General features: G+C 34.2%; 15 protein-coding genes and 1 pseudogene. All 16 read right to left on the reverse strand.

All coding sequences use genetic code 11. The annotated features are described in order from the left end of the window. Positions 1-22: 22 nt before the first annotated feature. The 16 genes and pseudogenes from spoIIE to spoVG all read right to left on the reverse strand — a co-directional run bounded on the left by spoIIE (position 23) and on the right by spoVG (position 17,777). Positions 23-2,497 (reverse strand): stage II sporulation protein E, encoded by a 2,475-nt coding sequence (spoIIE, locus tag GW534_RS08220; RefSeq protein ID WP_161920565.1) that lies wholly within the window; start codon positions 2,495-2,497, stop codon positions 23-25. Between the two features lie 424 nt (positions 2,498-2,921). Then, positions 2,922-3,332, reverse strand: a complete 411-nt coding sequence (locus GW534_RS08225) for a S1 domain-containing RNA-binding protein (protein WP_161920566.1) — start codon at positions 3,330-3,332, stop codon at positions 2,922-2,924. Between the two features lie 72 nt (positions 3,333-3,404). Further along, positions 3,405-3,797 carry an FtsB family cell division protein gene (locus GW534_RS08230; protein ID WP_161920567.1) on the reverse strand — a complete coding sequence of 131 codons (393 nt, stop codon included), beginning with the start codon at positions 3,795-3,797 and terminating at the stop codon, positions 3,405-3,407. Between the two features lie 18 nt (positions 3,798-3,815). Beyond that, positions 3,816-4,430 carry a spore cortex biosynthesis protein YabQ gene (gene yabQ / locus GW534_RS08235; RefSeq protein ID WP_161920568.1) on the reverse strand — a complete coding sequence of 205 codons (615 nt, stop codon included), beginning with the start codon at positions 4,428-4,430 and terminating at the stop codon, positions 3,816-3,818. Next, entirely contained in the window at positions 4,427-4,732 is a 306-nt protein-coding gene (gene yabP / locus GW534_RS08240; RefSeq protein WP_161920569.1) for a sporulation protein YabP, read from the reverse strand. Before yabP ends, yabQ begins: the two co-directional genes overlap by 4 nt. A gap of 89 nt (positions 4,733-4,821) precedes the next feature. Beyond that, the gene (locus tag GW534_RS08245; protein ID WP_161920570.1) at positions 4,822-5,085 is read right to left on the reverse strand and encodes an RNA-binding S4 domain-containing protein; all 264 of its coding nucleotides are present in this window, start codon (positions 5,083-5,085) and stop codon (positions 4,822-4,824) included. 18 nt (positions 5,086-5,103) lie between these two features. Further along, positions 5,104-6,564, reverse strand: coding sequence for a bifunctional methyltransferase/pyrophosphohydrolase YabN (yabN, locus tag GW534_RS16385; protein WP_246204026.1), 1,461 nt, complete (start codon positions 6,562-6,564; stop codon positions 5,104-5,106). A gap of 684 nt (positions 6,565-7,248) precedes the next feature. Next, positions 7,249-8,172, reverse strand: a pseudogene (locus GW534_RS16985) (oligosaccharide flippase family protein); the annotation flags it as partial. A 295-nt stretch (positions 8,173-8,467) separates the two neighbouring features. After that, the gene (spoVT, locus tag GW534_RS08255; protein ID WP_161920572.1) at positions 8,468-9,004 is read right to left on the reverse strand and encodes a stage V sporulation protein T; all 537 of its coding nucleotides are present in this window, start codon (positions 9,002-9,004) and stop codon (positions 8,468-8,470) included. Positions 9,005-9,358: 354 nt separating this feature from the next. Beyond that, on the reverse strand, positions 9,359-12,901 hold the full coding sequence (mfd, locus tag GW534_RS08260; protein ID WP_161920573.1) for a transcription-repair coupling factor: 3,543 nt from the start codon (positions 12,899-12,901) through the stop codon (positions 9,359-9,361). 198 nt (positions 12,902-13,099) lie between these two features. Beyond that, on the reverse strand, positions 13,100-13,330 hold the full coding sequence (locus GW534_RS08265; RefSeq protein WP_161920574.1) for an anti-sigma-F factor Fin family protein: 231 nt from the start codon (positions 13,328-13,330) through the stop codon (positions 13,100-13,102). A gap of 123 nt (positions 13,331-13,453) precedes the next feature. Continuing rightward, positions 13,454-14,014 carry an aminoacyl-tRNA hydrolase gene (pth, locus tag GW534_RS08270; RefSeq protein ID WP_161920575.1) on the reverse strand — a complete coding sequence of 187 codons (561 nt, stop codon included), beginning with the start codon at positions 14,012-14,014 and terminating at the stop codon, positions 13,454-13,456. 185 nt (positions 14,015-14,199) lie between these two features. Continuing rightward, positions 14,200-14,826: a 50S ribosomal protein L25/general stress protein Ctc gene (locus GW534_RS08275; protein WP_161920576.1), complete on the reverse strand. Its 627-nt coding sequence runs from the start codon at positions 14,824-14,826 to the stop codon at positions 14,200-14,202. Positions 14,827-14,914: 88 nt separating this feature from the next. After that, positions 14,915-15,865 (reverse strand): ribose-phosphate diphosphokinase, encoded by a 951-nt coding sequence (locus GW534_RS08280; RefSeq protein ID WP_161920577.1) that lies wholly within the window; start codon positions 15,863-15,865, stop codon positions 14,915-14,917. Positions 15,866-15,876: 11 nt separating this feature from the next. Further along, the gene (glmU, locus tag GW534_RS08285; RefSeq protein ID WP_161920578.1) at positions 15,877-17,256 is read right to left on the reverse strand and encodes a bifunctional UDP-N-acetylglucosamine diphosphorylase/glucosamine-1-phosphate N-acetyltransferase GlmU; all 1,380 of its coding nucleotides are present in this window, start codon (positions 17,254-17,256) and stop codon (positions 15,877-15,879) included. Positions 17,257-17,486: 230 nt separating this feature from the next. After that, a complete protein-coding gene (gene spoVG, locus GW534_RS08290) occupies positions 17,487-17,777 on the reverse strand; it encodes a septation regulator SpoVG (protein ID WP_161920579.1) in 291 nt (96 codons plus the stop codon). Between the last annotated feature and the right edge of the window lie 157 nt (positions 17,778-17,934).

Consider the following 17,934-nt stretch of genomic DNA (forward strand, 5'->3'; position numbering starts at 1 on the left):
ACCACCCACTATCTTTATTTTGTTAGGCTAGTTTTCTTAATGAAATTGGCTCGATTGTTTTCCATTTCGGAGTATTATGTTTAATTTTCGCGACAAATACAGTCATATCATCTTCAATTCTTCCATCGTTTGTCCGGATCACTTCTTCTAACAAAATATCGGCAATCGCTTGTGGATTGTCAGTTTGAAGCTCTCTTATTTTCCGTTTTAACCAAATATCTTTATTCTCGATAAATTTCGGCCCTTCATAAATACCATCGCTCATTAATATTAAAATATCTTCGGCCATTAACTGTTCATTCACAACATCAATTTCAAATTCTGGAATTATTCCAATAGGTAAATTATTCGCCTCCACTTTTATTACATTATTCCCTCGCTTAATGAAACTCGGTGCAGACCCTACTTTAATAAATCTTGTAGAAGCATTTTGTAAATCAATCATTGCTAAGTCTAATGTAGCATAAACTTCGTCAGTAGTACGTAATGATAAAATGGAATTGATAGATTTAATTGCCACCTCCTCATCAATACCTGACAATAATATTTTCTGCAATAAACTTAATGTTTCTTTACTTTCTAAATATGCTCGCTCACCATTTCCCATTCCGTCACTAATTGCCATGGCAAAACTTCGCTCATCAATTTCTAATTCAGTAAAACTATCACCTGATATCAACTTTCCATTTTTTGCAGCATAGGCTACTCCAGTGTTTACAACAAACCGTTTAGCAGAACGGAACGTCGCTTGACAATTTTCGTTCGGGTATTTTCCACACTCCTCTCGATAAACTGTAATCGTTTCTCCTAAAACACTTGACAATAAAGGAGCAATTAACTTTTCACATTGTCCCATACCTCCGCAATACGGAATTGTAACATCAATATCAATATTTCCTTTTTCTAAACTATAAATCTCAATATGATCAACCTCAATTCCGATTGACTGCATTGCATCTAAAATTTGTTCCTCTTGTTTTTCGTTAATATCCCTCTCTTTCTTAATTTCTTCAGCAAAATTTTTCATAACTTCAGAAACACCAAAAAGTTGGTTAGCAACAATTTTTCTACTTTCTTGAATTTGTGAATTAAACCGCTCCTCTACCCCCCGATAATAAATTTCTCTTTGCATTGCATCAATAACCTTTTTATTTTTTACACAATACTGTTCCCACATGCGCTCTGTTCGATTAGAAATCATTAAATCGTTATCTAATAGCTCAGTCATAATCCCGGTCATTTTGTCTAACGTTCGATTTGTTCTATATTGCCAGCAATTTTCTCTTTTAAAACAACTCATACATGTTTGTTTTGTTACGTCTGCTAACATATCGTTAATAAGCTCTTCTTCACTCATTTTCACCACTCGTTTCTGTTGTTGTTCAAAACTTTCAGCTAAAGCAGTGAATACTTTAGAAAAGTGTTGGACTCGATTGGCAGTAACATCGCGTACTTTCCTCATATATGCCTGTTGTTCAGCAGTAAACTCAGGCGTTCCTGGAGTATGTTTAGCAATTTCATTTGTAAATGACCTCGGTGTTAAGAAAAATAGTAAAGAAGCAAAGAACGTTTCGTATAAACTAGTAACAATTGATGCCGTACCTAGTTCATAAATACCAATTAGTAGAGTTGCAATAATTAAACCAACGGAAACACCAATTTTACTACCCTCTTTTAAAAGTCCCCCTAATAATCCCCCGAAGGCTAGTAAACTCATCTCCGGGAAACTTTCAATATTCGCTAGACCAAATACTAGACCCACTACAACCCCTACAGTTGCTCCGACAGTAGCACCTGTTGTAAAAGCAAAGATTAACACTAAATAGCGTGATAAAATATTTGCAAGTTCAATGCCTTCATACGACCAGCCGATCGTACCGGTAATCACCGAAGCTAGTAATATAATTAAACAAACTATTTCCTCTGTTTTTAAGGTTTGTTTTCGGCTAGATATTGAAAACAGTGGAATACTTTGTAAAAATATCATAGTTAATACAAATGCTAAACTTGCTTCAACTCCAGTCATAATTATATTAAAAAGCGTAATGTCCATTATCTCGATATAATAGTATATAAACCGGCCGATAAACATCGTTGCAAAAACAATATAGTGCAGTGCTTTAATCTCATTAAAAATAAAATGTTTAATTATTCGATTCAGTACGAGAAACAAACTAATAATCCCAAAGGTATACAAACCGTCCATTATCGATAGCGTTAGTGCTCCTCCTACTAACCCAATAAATACAAGGGGAGCTTTATTTTTCCTTATTGCAAATACAGCTGCAAAAAATGGCAAACTAAACGGGCTTAAACCAGACAAGATAAAGGCTCTAGCAAGTAAAAAACCAACGATAAATAAAAGTAATCCTCTTTTAAAAAATATATTTTCTATCTTGCTTTTCAACTGTTCAAATAAACGAAAAATTAATAGTTTTATATCGACTGTTTTCCTTTCTCGAACTGGTTCCGCTAAACTCCCTTGATATTTAGCCATTGCAAACACCCCTCAACTTATTTTTGTCTATTATAATTCGTTGTAAACTAGAATTTTGTCAAAAAAACGAGGGTGATATTAAAAATCGTTCGACTATTAACAACCTTTTTTCTGAAAAGTTAACAAAATATAACATAAAAATCTGAATATTCCGATTTAAAGAGCGATAGAGATTCACTAGAATCCTACAGTATCAACATGTGCATTTTACGACATTTTTTTGAAGATTATCAAAAAATGTCTAAATGTTTTTTGCATATTTTTAAAATCCCTTGTATTTTACTAAATTTACAAATTCGTGCTTAAACACAAAAAAGTTGCCCTGAATCATTAGAGCAACTTTCAACTTTTGAAATATATATAAAATTACGATTAATTTCATTAATTACCAATTTCTAAACATTACAATTCAAATGACAGCAAGTTAACCTCTACGGGCTCCTCTACCTCCTCGTCTCGATTCAGTATGACGTTTTAATGAAGCTAAACGATCTTCACTATCTTTTAAAAAGCGAGCCATTTTTTGTTCGAAGTTCTCTTGTTGACGTTGATCATTTCTTTTATTATTGCGTGGACGATTAGTTTTACCACCTGTGTAATTTTCTTTTGCTTTTTTAATGGATAAACCAATTTTGCCATCTTTCCCAACATTCATCACTTTCACTTCTACTTGATCGCCAACTTTTAAAAACTCATTAATATCTTTTACATACGTATCAGCGACCTCACTAATGTGAACGAGACCGGTTGAGCCCTCTGGCAGCTCTACAAATGCTCCAAAATTAGTAATACCCGTAACTTTACCTTTCAACTTGCTGCCTACTTCAATTGACATAAAAAGAAACTTCCTCCTTAAAATGATAAAAAAATACAATTTATTATATTATAGTCGCAAACCTTATTTAGGTCAATCAACGCTTTCATCAGATTGATCATCTTCAGGAACAGTGAAAATAATTTCACCTTCATCAGATAAATAATATTCCTGTCTTACATATTTGCCAATATACTCATCATCTTGTAATTTAGTAATTTCATCTTGTAAAATCTTTTTTTCTTTTTCTAACTTTTCTGATTGTACTTGCAACTCATCTAGCTGCTTCTGCTTATCACTCAAAGTTTCCTTTTGAAATTTGAGCGTTAATGTGAATGAAATAATTACTATACATGCAAAAATTGAAAATACGGTCAGCCTGCGAATGAGTAGCTTTTTTTTTCGTCTTGCTACTAACTTCTGTTGATTTTGTTTGTTCATATACGATTGATTAATAATCGGTATACGTTTGTTTTTACCACTCATTAAAATACAGGCCTCCCTTCACTTTTCTATTTTCTTTTTTATAAATGAAATAACCTTCTGGTAAAAAATTACAATTTTTCTAAAATAATCATTCACTTTTATTTTAATTGAATTCGGTACGAGTTTCCAGCCTAATCTTGCAAAATAGATAATTGGTCGGATTAATATTTTTATAGTTGATAATAAAACTCGTCCAAAAAACGTAAGCACATTTAGTAGAAATTTACCAATACCGATGGCAACAGTAACAATGAACGTAAATAATACAATTACCGGGCGAATTATAAAAATAGAAGTAAACCTTGCTCCAATATTATACGTTCGAATAATAAAACGGATAATGAGCTCTAATAATCGATTGTACAATGTTTTTAATAAACTTTGATAAAAAGCGAATCCACATAGAAGGGCAACAAATATATAAAAACGAATTTCACCGAAATTTACAGTGTATAAACAATAAAATATAAGTAGTCCTTGTACGACCCAAAATAAAATGTCATTAATAAAAACAAGCCAAAACTTCCTTCTTGAACGGTTAAACAAGCGGCTATATGTATCTAATGCCGCTCCTAAGTAACTGCCAACAACAATCATTGCTATCATCGCATAAAATTGCGTGGTTAAACTCATTTGAACAACTTGCTAAAGAATCCTTTAGCCTTCTCTCCATGTTTTTCATCTAGATATACAAGGTCATATATTCGCCCTTTAATTGAAACGATCCCCTTATCAACATCTAGATTTTTCATCGTTAAGTTGTTGCCACGTATTGCCAAATATCCCATTACCGTTTCTAATAAAAACTCTTCATTATCGAAACTTTCAACTTGTTTGACACCCGTAATTTCTAACGTCTTCCTATTTCGCATTATAACATCATGTTCTTGAACGGTCGGCTTTGGATTTTTCGATTGATCATAAAATTGGTTCATTATTCAACCCCCGTTTATTCCAAGTTCTACTCTCTTAAAATAAGTATGCTCGTCCTTTATGTTGTAGAACTTGAAATTAGGAGAGGTAATTATTCAGCCTCTATCCGTTCTTCTCTAATAACTGTATACATTGTACTTGCTTCGTCTTTTTTTGTTGTTTCGACAATTTTTTCCACTTTAACATGGACAATTTTTTGGCCAAAACGAATAGATAGCTCGTCGCCAACGTTAATATCAGAACTTGCCTTTGCCTGTTTTCCATTGATAGAAATCCGGCCTTGTTCCGCAACTTCCTTCGCTAACGTTCTTCTTTTAATTAAACGAGAAACCTTTAAAAACTTATCTAATCTCATGTTGATGTTCCTTTCTACTTATAAACCTTTTTCTTTTGCTTCAATCCAAAATTGATCTAGTTCTTCTAAAGTAAACTGAGAAAAGTCTTTCCCACTTTCCTGCACTTTCTCCTCGACATAACCAAATCGTCTTTTAAATTTTTGACTTGTTTGAATCAACACCTCTTCTGAACTAATGTTTAAAAACCTTGCTATATTAACCATGGAAAATAATAAATCACCAAATTCAGATTGGACTCGCTGTGAAGTTGGATTAAGTTTTATTTCATCTAACCACTCGTTGAGCTCTTCTTTTACTTTCTCGATAACTGGCTCAATTTCCTGCCAATCAAAACCTTTTCTTTTAGCAGCCTTTTGAATTTTCTCTGCATAAAGTAGTGCAGGAAGACCCTTCGGTATGTCAGAGAAAACAGAGGCTGACTCTCTCCCTTTTTCCTTTTCCTTAATCGCTTGCCAGTTTAATACAACATCATTGGCATCTTCTACGACAACGTCGCCAAACACATGGGGATGGCGATGAATCATTTTCGTCGTTAGTGATTCGATTACATCATCAATGGTAAAATACCCTTCATCCTCACCAATTTGCGCATGCAGCATTACTTGTAATAACACATCACCTAATTCTTCTACGATATGGTCATCATCTTGTTCATCAATCGCCTCTAGTAATTCATAGGCTTCTTCAATTAAGTATTTCTTTAAAGATTCATGGGTTTGATTTTTATCCCATGGGCACCCATTTGGTCCACGAAGAGTTGCTATCACTTGGCGTAAATAGGAAAACTGTTTATATAAAATTGTTTCATCCTTTACAGGCGGGACATATAAACTCGTTAAATTACTAACTTCAAAATCATGATCTAGTTCATATAACGGAACTTTTTTTACCACTTCGTTAGGCAATCCCGCATTTGTAACAATAAAAACATCATATGTATCCGGAAATATTTCCATTAATTCAAGTTTCACATGAGATGCAATCATTTGATCGTAAACTTGTCCGATAATAATATGTTGTGTAGGATGAACGTCTTCTTTACTTAAATCTATTCCATCAAGTAACTGAAAACCTTCAATTGGGTCTACTAAAACGGATTGGAATAAAGCATCTAGGAAGCTTTGCCCGCCTTCTAATCGGATATCGTAACCCTTTATCTCCTTCTGTTCAATTAATAATTGAACCGTTTTTTCGGCTACCATTGGGTGCCCCGGTACCGCATAAATAATATCTTTCTCTTCTGCTACCTTACATAATTCTTCAACTATTGCCCGGTAAACATCTTCGAACTGGTCTTGTTGTTCATAAATATAATCAAAGGAAGAAAACGTAACACCTTCTTGTTCTAATTCACTTACAACTGGGTGCTCCTTTGTTCTTAGATAGATTGGTCTATTTCCCTTTAACATCCGATAGACACCCAAGGGTAGTTGGTTTATATCGCCCGCTCCTAAACCAACAATCGTTATACTTTTCATTTTTTCACCTCTTTTATTTTTTAAGAAATAATGCAATTTTTCACCTAAAGGTAACACTCCAAGTTCTTCTTTTGTAAAAATACCGCCACGTAACATAGTAATAAAAAATACGGCTCCACCTAATAGTGATGCTACAAGAGATAACAAAGTAGCATATATACGGTATTTAATAAAATATCCCGCTAAGAAACTGCCAATAAATTGAACAACGATAACAACAAACGACATCGCACATAGAGAAACAAATAATATCCTTAAAAACTGTCGTTGTAAAAGACGGACCGGAATATTTTTATAAAGTTTCCATAGCAATATTAATAGTATAAATATAAGTGCTACAACCGTTGCTACCGCTGCTCCAGTTACACCCCATTGTCGTATAAAAACCTGATTCAAAATAACTTTTACAATAACACTAATTAAAACAACAACGGCTGGAAAATAAATATGTCCAAAACCTTGTAGTATTGAACTAATCGTTATACTAATGGACGCTAACAAAATGGCAATCACTAATATGCGCAATACTTGTGAACCATCTGCATTTTGGAATAACATCGTGTTAACTTCATTCATAATAAGCAATAACCCAACAGTAGCAGCCGCTCCAACAGAAATACTAATACGTATTGATAAAATTATATAACTTGTAATATCCTGCCCTTTTTGTTTCATTGAGGCAATAAGAGGAACAACCGATAAGGACAACGAAGTTGCTAGAACAAGACCTAATTGTAAAAGCGGTTGTCCCCGATCATACACACCTTTTATTTGCTGCGCTTCTTCAAGGGGCATCCCCATTTTCGTTAATATCGATAAAATTTGAAAGGCATCACTCATTTGGAATAAGACTAACGTTAAACTACTAATACAAATCGCCAGTCCTTGAATAATAACAGTCTTTATTATTGGTAAGCTTTCTCGTACTTTTGAATAGAAAAAGCTTCCCAACTTATCTTTATTATGGGAGATAAAAAAGCAAGTTAAAATAATTATGGTAAAGAAACTACCGATTACAGAAGAAAAAATCGCCCCTTGGCCAACCCGATACAAACTTTCTCCTGCATTCACAAAAAATATAGCAGTAATTAAAATTAAGGTTACGCGAATAAACTGTTCCCCAACTTGAGATGCTGCAGTTGGTACCATAATTCCTTTTCCTTGAAAATATCCTCGTAAAACAGATATAAACGGAACTAGTAAAAAGGAAAAGGAAACCATTGTAACCATCGGCTTAAGACTCACATCACCCATCGTTGTGACAATAGCAGAGGAGAAAAAATTAATACATAAAAAGAAAAATAAGCATAAAAGAAAAATCCCTATAAAAATAGGAAGAAGCATTCGGTCAGCTTTCTGCTTCTCACCTAAACTTAATTTTTCAGCATATAGTTTTGAAATGATAATAGGAAATCCGTAAGTAGCAAGGGAAATTGCAACACCATAAAAGGGATAAACTTGTTGATATATATAAAATCCAATGTCACCAACAATATTTTGAAAAGGGATTCGATAAACTGCACTTAAAATTTTCGTAAATAATGCTGCTAATGAAAGGATTAATGTACCTTGTAATAATAATCGTCTTTTTTCTGTTCCTTCAATCATTTTAACACCTGTTTTTATTAAATTGTTTACTTAATTAACGTACCATCATTTGAATGTAAAAACAATTTAATGGAGTTTTTTTAAAAGTGGGAGATTAAATCTTGGAGCAAAGTATAGAATGGGAGAAATTATCCTTAATAATGAGGTTTACGTTCTATAAATGGAGTATTTTTCAATCAACCACCATTAGAAAAGACTCGCATGTTGGCGAGTCCGAAAATTCGGAGGTAGGAGGTTAATAATTGAAACAGAAAAGACCTTTCCTCCATTCGTCCTTTGGACAATGGATTAAACATCATTGTTCCATTTGTCTAGCTAAAAATCCTGCGGCTGTTTCAGCAGACTTTTTCTCTACTTCACCAAGTGAATGTTCCTTAGACAATATAATGACAGCACCAATTGGATCGCCATTTGCAACAATAGGACTAATTGTATATGACGCTAATGTTTCTTCATTACCTTCAACAATGGATACAGAACTTTCATTTGTAACAAGAACAGATGAGCGTTCATCCATTACTTTTTCAACAACATCACTAATATTTTTACTTAAATATTCCTTTTTCGAACCACCTGCTACAGCTATAACAGAATCTCTATCACAAATCAGCACTGGATTTCCTAAACTATCGAATAAAGCCTCGGCATATTCTTTAGAAAAATCACTCAATTCACTAATTGGTGAATATTTTTTAAGTATGACTTCACCATCACGATCAACAAATATCTCTAATGGATCTCCTTCACGAATTCTTAATGTCCTTCTAATTTCCTTCGGTATAACAACTCGACCCAAATCATCAATACGACGAACTATACCTGTTGCTTTCATCTTATGATGCCTCACTTTCCTCTGATGATTTTATTGCTGAGAGTAAAATAACAGACGTCGACGTTTGCTTCTGTCCAACTAAAAAGAAGTTCAGGTTGAAAATTAACCAACCCCTTGTATTTTGGAATCATCATCCTTTTCTACAATTATTATCTTTCATATGGGAAGTTCTATACATATTCTAAAACTTTTTCTTGTACTAAATAATTTTGCCAAATGTGGGGAATTTTACTAATCGCTTAATGAGGATTATTAGGAAAGGAATTGAGGGATTGGATTTATAATTTACTGAGGTGACAAATCCGAGATTTTAACATTTTTCTATGGCTTGTCACCTCATGATAAAAACAATGATTATGAAACAGTTTTTACTTCTTCACCTGTAAGTTTAGACAATTCATTAATTACAGATTCAAGAATTGGAAACCATTCATTTACACTCAATCTTGTCGTATATAAAACAACTTTAAATTTATTATCTTCCATACCAAAGCCAACTTTTCGACCAAATGGTTTATAAAGTTGAACAAGCTCTTGTGCACTAATATTTTTTGAAGCTTCACCGCTAAAAATAATTTGCACATCATCTTTAACTTTTTTAACCGTTTCAATACCAACTTGTCTAGCAATAACTTTGATCTTCGCTATCGTTAATAAACGATCTACTTCTTCTGGATAATCACCAAATCGGTCGATCATTTCATCTTGCAATTCGCTTATTTCTTCTATTTCGGAAATGCCGCGGAATCGTTTATACATTTCAATCTTTTGATAACCGTCTTGTATATATTTATCTGGAATATATGCATCAATATCTAAATCAATCTCAACTTGCGCTTCTTCCTGTTTCGGTAGTTCGCCTTTTCTCTTCTCAATTTCTTCTTTCAACATTTGTGAGTACAAGTCAAAACCGACCGATTCAATAAAGCCATGTTGCTGTGCACCAAGAATATTTCCAGTACCACGAATGGATAAATCACGCATCGCAATCTTAAAGCCAGAGCCTAGCTCGGTAAACTCCTTAATTGCTTGGAGGCGTTTTTCTGCAGCTTCTGTAAGAACCTTGTCTTTTTTATACGTAAAGTACGCATATGCAACACGATTCGAACGACCTACCCGTCCTCGTAATTGATACAATTGGGAAAGGCCCATTCGATCTGCATTTTCAACAATTAATGTATTTACATTCGGAATATCTATACCAGTTTCGATAATGGTGGTCGTAACTAATACATCCGCTTCCCCTTCTAAAAAGGACAAGATGACACTTTCTAACTCTCGCTCCGTCATACGTCCATGGGCATAGAGCACTTTTGCATCAGGAACAAGCATTGAGATTTGTTCTGCTTTACGTTCAATATCTTCAATATTGTTGTATAAATAATAAACTTGACCATCACGAGCTAATTCACGCTCAATAGCCTCTTTTACGAGAGCAGGATTCATTTCCATTACATATGTTTGAATTGGGAAACGATTTTCTGGCGGTGTCTCGATAACAGATAGATCACGTACACCTAAAAGCGACATATGAAGGGTTCTTGGGATTGGTGTTGCAGTTAAAGTTAATACATCTACATTCGTTTTTAACTTTTTAATTTTCTCTTTATGAATTACACCAAACCTCTGTTCCTCATCAATGATTAAAAGACCTAAATCGTGATACGTAACATCTTTTGATAATAAACGATGGGTACCAACTACAATATCTATTGTTCCATTTTTTAACCCTTTAATCGTTTCCTGTTGTTCCTTTCTCGTACGGAAGCGATTCAATATACCTATTTTTATCGGAAAATCAGCGAACCGTTCTTGCATCGTTTCATAGTGTTGTTGCGCTAAAATCGTTGTCGGAACTAAAAAGGCCACTTGTTTTCCGTCCATAATTGCTTTAAATGCTGCACGTAAAGCCACTTCCGTCTTTCCATATCCAACATCACCACAAAGTAAGCGGTCCATCGGCCGTGATCTTTCCATATCCTTTTTAATTTCTTGGATGGATCGTAGTTGATCTTCTGTTTCTTTATATGGGAAGGAAGCTTCAAATTCACGCTGCATGTCTCCGTCTGGTGAAAAAGCATAACCGACAGAGGCTTCACGTTCTGCATATAACTTAATTAAATCATCGGCAATATCTTGTACAGAAGATTGAACTTTTCGTTTAACCCGTTTCCATTCGGAACCACCTAATTTATATAATTTCGGTTCTTTGCCCTCTGTGGCACCTACATATTTTTGTACTAAGTTAATTTGTTCAATCGGTACAAACAGTTTATCAGTTCCTTGATACTTAATTTGTAAGTAATCTTTATGAACGCCGTTAATTTCTAAAGTCGTAATCCCTAAATATTTTCCAATCCCGTGGTTAACGTGAACAACGTAATCCCCAACCTTTAGCTCACTATAACTTTGAATTTTTTCAGCATTGGAAAGTTTTTGGGAACGAATTGGTCGTCTTTTTACTTTTGTATTGAATAGTTCAGCCTCAGTAATAACGGCAAGCTTATGCATCGGTAGCTCGAAGCCTGAACTTAACTGTCCCTGTATAATTTGCGATTTCCCTGCTATTAAATTATCACCGTCAAAATTATTAACTACATCTATTGTATAATCATCTAATACCCGCTCTAATTTCTCGACCCGCTTTTTGTCAGCACCTAAAAATATGACAGTATAATCACTCTTTTGCCATCTTTCCATTTCTGTTTTTAATATATTTATTTGTCCATGGAAATTTTGCATTTGTTTTCCGGAAAGATTAATTATATTCTGCGGATTTACATTTTGAATATGGCGTAAAAATAATGAAAAATAAACGATTGGGCAGTTCGATTCATGTAATATTTTCATGACATCATGACTGATCCATGTAGAATGAACAAGTTTCCCCTCACCTAAAAGACTAACTTGCCATTCTGCTTCTTCTTTTTCTAATGAATCTTTTGTTTCAACAATTCTACTGATTTCATCCATGCAAATGACAGTATCTGGCAATAAGTAATCTAGTAAACTTGCTGGCTTTTCATAAGCAAATGAAAGATATTTAAATATTTGTTCTGGATGCTGACCTTGTTTGATTAATTCTAAATCGTGTTCTGTTTCTAAAACAAGGGATTCTTTTACCTTATCATCTTTTATTTTTTTCAGACTGTCTGCTAATGCTTGTTCTAATTTTGTTGCTAATCGCTCAAAATTACTAGCTTCTAAAACTATTTCGGTAGCAGGACCAATCATTACTACTTCTAGTTTTTCCATTGAACGTTGATTTTCAATATCAAAACTTCGAATTGAATCAACAACATTATCAAATAACTCGATACGAATTGGATTTTCTTCCGTCAAAGGATAAATATCGATAATTCCACCACGGATACTAAATTCCCCCGGCGCCGATACCATATCATTACGGGAATAGCCCATTTGTACAAAGGTTTGAAGCGTTTCTTCAAGATCAATTTCATCATCTACATGTAAATGAATTAAATGTTTTTCCCACAAACTTTTGGGTGGGAGGATTTTACGCAAGCCTGCAATCGGTGCAATGACAATACCTTTTTCGTTTTTACATAAAAAGTTTATTGTTTCAATTCGTTGCGCCCTTAATTCAGGACTTGCAACACTTAAATCGGCAGCAATTAATTCATCAGCGGCGTATAAATACAATTGATCAGATGGACAAATTTGTCCTAAATCCTCATATATCTTTTGAGCTTGTAACATATTATAAGTGACAATAAAAAGCGGTCGATTCATCCTTTTATAAATACTTGCCGCGAACAAATGACGGCTTGAACCTGACAGACCTGTAACAAGTTGTTCTTTAAGCCCTTCCTCGATGCCATTAATAATCGATAATACATCATCTTTTTCCATTAATGTTGAGACTAACCCTTTCATGGTACGCCTCCTCTCTTTCTTTATCTAATCTATCTTTCATAATGTCATAGTTTCATTGCTTTTTACAGAATTTTCTGTCAACGTTATTAGATATTGTTATTTATTATTTGCTTCGTTTTTTCAAATAGTATACATAAATTTCGTTACAATTTATTAACATAATGATAAACAGAAAAACGCCTTGGTTTACACCCAAAGCTAGTGAATAATATAATCACTTTCATAATTATTTGGATTTGTCATAAAAGACTCATGGCAATCTTCACAAATACTTTTTACATGAATATCTCCATCGTGATCATAATTAATCATATCCATACGTTCATCCTCTGTTAACTTATGAAAACCGAGTAATTGTGAATCGACTGATGATTGTGTAATTGTCCCAATATTTATTCCGCAATATCGACATGTATAGTGGATTGCCATATAATTTCACTCCTTGAAGTGGTCTTTTTTATATTATTGACCCTTCAAGTAGTTCTTATTCAATTACAGTATACCAGATTTTTTCCATTTTAATGTTAGTTTTGATTCGCTACATTTAAAGCTTTACTGATTATATATATTCATAACCTCTAAGAAAGGTTTTTCTATCCACTCTTCACAGGCCTTTGCACTTTTTTCAACCATTTCTTGCATGACTGGAAGATCTTCTTTTTTAAACTTACTTAAAACGTAATTCGCTACAGGCATCCCTCGTTCAGGGCGGTCAATCCCAATGCGAATCCGATTAAATTCCTGTGTGCCTATATGTTGAATAATGGACTTAATTCCATTATGTCCACCTGCGCTACCTTTATAACGTAAGCGAATTTTACCAACTGGCAAATCAAGTTCATCATATATGACGAGAAGTTCCTCTGTAGGAATCTTATAAAAATTCATCAATGCCCCAACCGCTTCACCAGACAAATTCATATACGTCATTGGTTTCAATAATATGACTTGCGTCTCGTTAATATTTCCTTTTCCAAACAAACCTTTAAATTTCGTTTCATTTAATGGAATTTGTAAGTTTTTTGATAATTCATCGATTACTTTAAAACCGATATTATGTCGCGTTTCCTCATATTCTTTTCCTGGATTTCCTAAACCAACAATAAGCTTCACCAGTTTCCCTCCAGTTAATTCAACAATATACATTACTAGTATTTTTTATAGTTATATAGATTCAATCTTAATCAGTTAGTAAAAAGAGGTAACCGAAAATGGTTACCCCCTTTATTACATTCATCTTCAAACTGGCAGTCGTTCAAGTTTAAAGTAATTTTTTCAGTACGAGGTAGTAAATAATTTTATTCAGCTTCTTCCTTTACTTGAACATCTTCTGGGATTGTAGATGATTGTTTTTCACCAGTATGAATAACTTCTTCCTGCTTCGGCGGTAATATTGACGTCACGACTTCATCATCTTCGTGATTAATTTCATACGGATATAGATGCCGAATATCTTTTACATATAAAGTCTCAGCAATTTTCAAATTCGATACATCAACATCAATCGATTCTGGTAAGTCGGCAGCCTTTGCAGACACTGATAATTCATGAAGTGACTGCTGCATTACTCCACCTTCTTTTACACCAATTGCTTCACCAATTAATGTTACTGGCACTTCTGCCGTTATAAGCGATGATGGATTGACAGTTAAAAAGTCTATATGTATAATCTCTCGGGATAAGGCATCTTCATCATATGTTCGCATAATCACTTGATGTTTTTTCCCTGATACATCAATAGATAGTAGTGCATTTCTTCCAGCTTCTTTAATTCCTTTTAAAAAGTCCGCTCGATCAATGATAATAGGTGTGCTATTTACCTCTTTACCATATATAATAGCTGGAATACTTCCATTATTTCTTAACGTTTTTAATTCATGCCGCGTTAGTTGACCTCTTTCTTGTGCATGTAAAACAAAAGACATAAAGTGGACACCTCTTTAATTAGTAATTATTGTTATAAACTACTTATTATTGTGTCCAATTTATGTTTAATTCAACCGTATGAATTTTTTAAAATAAATCACTAACGGAGCGGTGTTCGAAGATACGAATTAATGCTTCACCTAATAAAGGAGCAACTGATAATTGTTTAATTTTAGCGATTTGTTTTTCTTCAGGCAAAGTAATTGTATTTGTTACAACTAACTCTTTAATTTTTGAGTGTTCAATTCGTTCAATAGCAGGTCCAGAAAGTACTGGATGTGTACAACAAGCATATACTTCACGTGCACCGTTTTCCACTAGTGCATTAGCTGCTAAAGTAATGGTTCCAGCAGTGTCAATAATATCGTCAATAATAATACAAGTTTTCCCTTCGATATTACCTACGATATTCATTACTTCTGCTACGTTTGGTCTTGGACGGCGTTTATCAATAATTGCGATTGGTGCTTTTAAGCGATCCGCCATTTTTCTTGCGCGAGTAACGCCACCATGATCAGGAGATACAATTACGATATCATCAAGGTTTTTACCTTCAAAATAATCAGCTAAAATAGGTACCCCCATTAAATGGTCAATAGGAATATCAAAGAATCCTTGAATTTGTGGCGCATGCAAGTCAATTGCAATCATTCTGCTTGCTCCCGCAGTTTCTAATAAGTTTGCTACGAGTTTAGCCGTAATTGGTTCCCGGGAACGAGCTTTACGATCTTGACGGGCATAACCGTAATACGGAATAACAATATTAATTGTTCGTGCTGATGCACGTTTTAAAGCATCAATCATAATTAATAGTTCCATTAAGTGTTCATTAACTGGGTTTGATGTTGATTGAACAACGAACACATCACAACCACGAATACTTTCTTCAATATTGATTTGTACTTCTCCATCACTGAATCGAGTTACAGAGCTTTTTCCTAAACGAACTCCCATTAGTTCAGAAATCTCTTCGGCTAATGCACGATTGGAATTCAGTGAAAATAATTTAAATTGTTTGTCTGGGTATAGGCTAGACATGGTGGACCTCCCTAGTTAGTTCTCTTCTTTTTTAATTTTTGTACATAGTTTTCTTTATTCTCTTGACGGGCACGTGCGATTGAAAGCGCTTCGCTTGGCACATCTTTTGTAATCGTTGAACCGGCTGCAACATAGGCACCTTCGCCAATTTTTACTGGAGCGACAAGATTGGAATTACATCCGATAAATACATTGTCTTCAATGATTGTTTTAAACTTATTAACACCATCATAATTCACTGTAATTGAGCCACAACCGATATTTACATTATCTCCAACCTCTGCATCTCCTATATATGAAAGATGAGATGCTTTGCTACCTTTACCAAAAGTAGATTTCTTCACTTCGACAAAGTTACCGATACGAACTTCGTCATATATATGAGATTGAGGACGTATATGTGAAAATGGCCCGATTTGCACAGACGCTCCAATTTGACTATCATGAGCAACGGATTGACGAATTGTTGTTTCACTATCAACACTACAGTTTACAATTTCAGTATGTGGACCGATGACACAATCTTCCGCAATTGTAGTTTTCCCTTTAATAATCGTTCCAGGATATATAATTGTATCTTGAGCAATCACGACATCCGATTCAATATATGTTTGCTCTGGATCAATAATTGTGACACCATTGCGCATATGTTTTTCGTTAATTCTTTGACGCATGATTTTTTCTGCCTGAGATAAAGCAACTCGGTCATTAACACCTAATGTTTCTGTAAAATCATCCGTACTGTAAGCAGTAACGATTTCGCCCTCTGATTTTAAAATTTCAATTACATCTGGTAAATAATATTCACCTTGAGCATTTTCATTCGAAACTTTTTCTAAAGCATTGAATAACGACTCATTATCGAAGCAATACGTACCTGCATTAATTTCTCTAACTTGCTTTTCTTCATCTGTGGCATCTTTATGTTCGACTATTTTTTCGACATGACCTTGTTCATTACGAATAATCCGTCCATATCCTGTTGGGTCATCTGCAAAGCTAGTTAGTATCGTTGCTTTAGCATTTTGCTTAATATGATAATCCATTAATGCATTAATGGTTTCGGCTTTAAGTAAAGGTGTATCACCACAAACTACTAATGTAGTACCTTGTTTTCCCTTTAACAGTTCCTTTGTTTGCATTACGGCGTGGGCAGTACCTAATTGCTCGGCTTGTAGTACATATTGGCACTCATCACCAAGTTCCGATTTCACCATATCTGCTCCATGACCTACAACAGTAACTATTTTTTCAGCCTTTAAGTCTTTCATTTGTTCCAATACATGGCGAACCATTGGTTTTCCACATACAGGATGAAGTACTTTATATAATTTTGACTTCATGCGTGTCCCTTGGCCAGCTGCTAATATAATTACAAATCGATTTGACATATGTGCCCTCCAATATAGCTTTGTTTCCATAATGAATATATCTTAAAAATCATCTCATTTCAAGAAACTTCGTGAGTTGTTTAAGGAAAAGTAGTTATGTTGACAAGGGGTATTGTAATGGGGTATCCAAACAGTTGAATAAGGGGTAATTGTTAATGTATATGATTTCCTTTTATCGGCATAAAAAAAGAGCCTTACATTCTTGTAGGCTCTTAGATGCAATTCTTAAATCAGGAAGCTCCTGCTTCTTCTAACTCTACTCCAACCTCACCTTGGCGGTGGTATTCGGCTAAAACAGCATCCTGAATTTTCCCTCTTGTAGCAGAGTTAATTGGGTGAGCAATATCTCTGAATTCACCGTCTGGTGTACGTTTGCTAGGCATCGCAACAAATAATCCATTATTCCCATCAATTACACGAATATCATGGACTACAAACTCGTTGTCTAATGTAATTGATGCAATTGCCTTCATTCGTCCATCCGTATTTACTCTGCGTAATCTTACGTCTGTGACTTCCATCTATTTCACCACCTTAAAATTTAGTTACTTAAATGTTTCTACAAAAATCTGTAATCTCCTTCTTTTATATTAAAAATTTTTATTTTCTTTAAGGTAGAAATAATAGATAATCTTCCAGTGAAATATATTAGTCACACGTTCAGTATAGTAGTTTTAA

Origin of the sequence: Pallidibacillus pasinlerensis (assembly GCF_009996845.1) — a bacterium.
GTDB classification, from domain to species: domain Bacteria; phylum Bacillota; class Bacilli; order Bacillales; family Caldibacillaceae; genus Pallidibacillus; species Pallidibacillus pasinlerensis.

Excerpts from the sequence above, each read along its gene's own strand:
- yabQ (WP_161920568.1), bottom strand. The coding sequence starts at position 4,430 with ATGAGTTTAACCACGCAATTTTATGCGATGATAGCAATGATTGTTGTT.
- spoVG (WP_161920579.1), bottom strand. The coding sequence starts at position 17,777 with ATGGAAGTCACAGACGTAAGATTACGCAGAGTAAATACGGATGGACGA.
- GW534_RS08280 (WP_161920577.1), bottom strand. The coding sequence starts at position 15,865 with ATGTCTAGCCTATACCCAGACAAACAATTTAAATTATTTTCACTGAAT.
- yabN (WP_246204026.1), bottom strand. The coding sequence starts at position 6,564 with ATGAAAAGTATAACGATTGTTGGTTTAGGAGCGGGCGATATAAACCAA.
- yabP (WP_161920569.1), bottom strand. The coding sequence starts at position 4,732 with ATGAACCAATTTTATGATCAATCGAAAAATCCAAAGCCGACCGTTCAA.
- glmU (WP_161920578.1), bottom strand. The coding sequence starts at position 17,256 with ATGTCAAATCGATTTGTAATTATATTAGCAGCTGGCCAAGGGACACGC.
- GW534_RS08225 (WP_161920566.1), bottom strand. The coding sequence starts at position 3,332 with ATGTCAATTGAAGTAGGCAGCAAGTTGAAAGGTAAAGTTACGGGTATT.
- spoIIE (WP_161920565.1), bottom strand. The coding sequence starts at position 2,497 with ATGGCTAAATATCAAGGGAGTTTAGCGGAACCAGTTCGAGAAAGGAAA.
- mfd (WP_161920573.1), bottom strand. The coding sequence starts at position 12,901 with ATGAAAGGGTTAGTCTCAACATTAATGGAAAAAGATGATGTATTATCG.
- GW534_RS08265 (WP_161920574.1), bottom strand. The coding sequence starts at position 13,330 with ATGGCAATCCACTATACATGTCGATATTGCGGAATAAATATTGGGACA.
- GW534_RS08275 (WP_161920576.1), bottom strand. The coding sequence starts at position 14,826 with ATGTCTTTTGTTTTACATGCACAAGAAAGAGGTCAACTAACGCGGCAT.
- GW534_RS08245 (WP_161920570.1), bottom strand. The coding sequence starts at position 5,085 with ATGAGATTAGATAAGTTTTTAAAGGTTTCTCGTTTAATTAAAAGAAGA.
- GW534_RS08230 (WP_161920567.1), bottom strand. The coding sequence starts at position 3,797 with ATGAGTGGTAAAAACAAACGTATACCGATTATTAATCAATCGTATATG.
- spoVT (WP_161920572.1), bottom strand. The coding sequence starts at position 9,004 with ATGAAAGCAACAGGTATAGTTCGTCGTATTGATGATTTGGGTCGAGTT.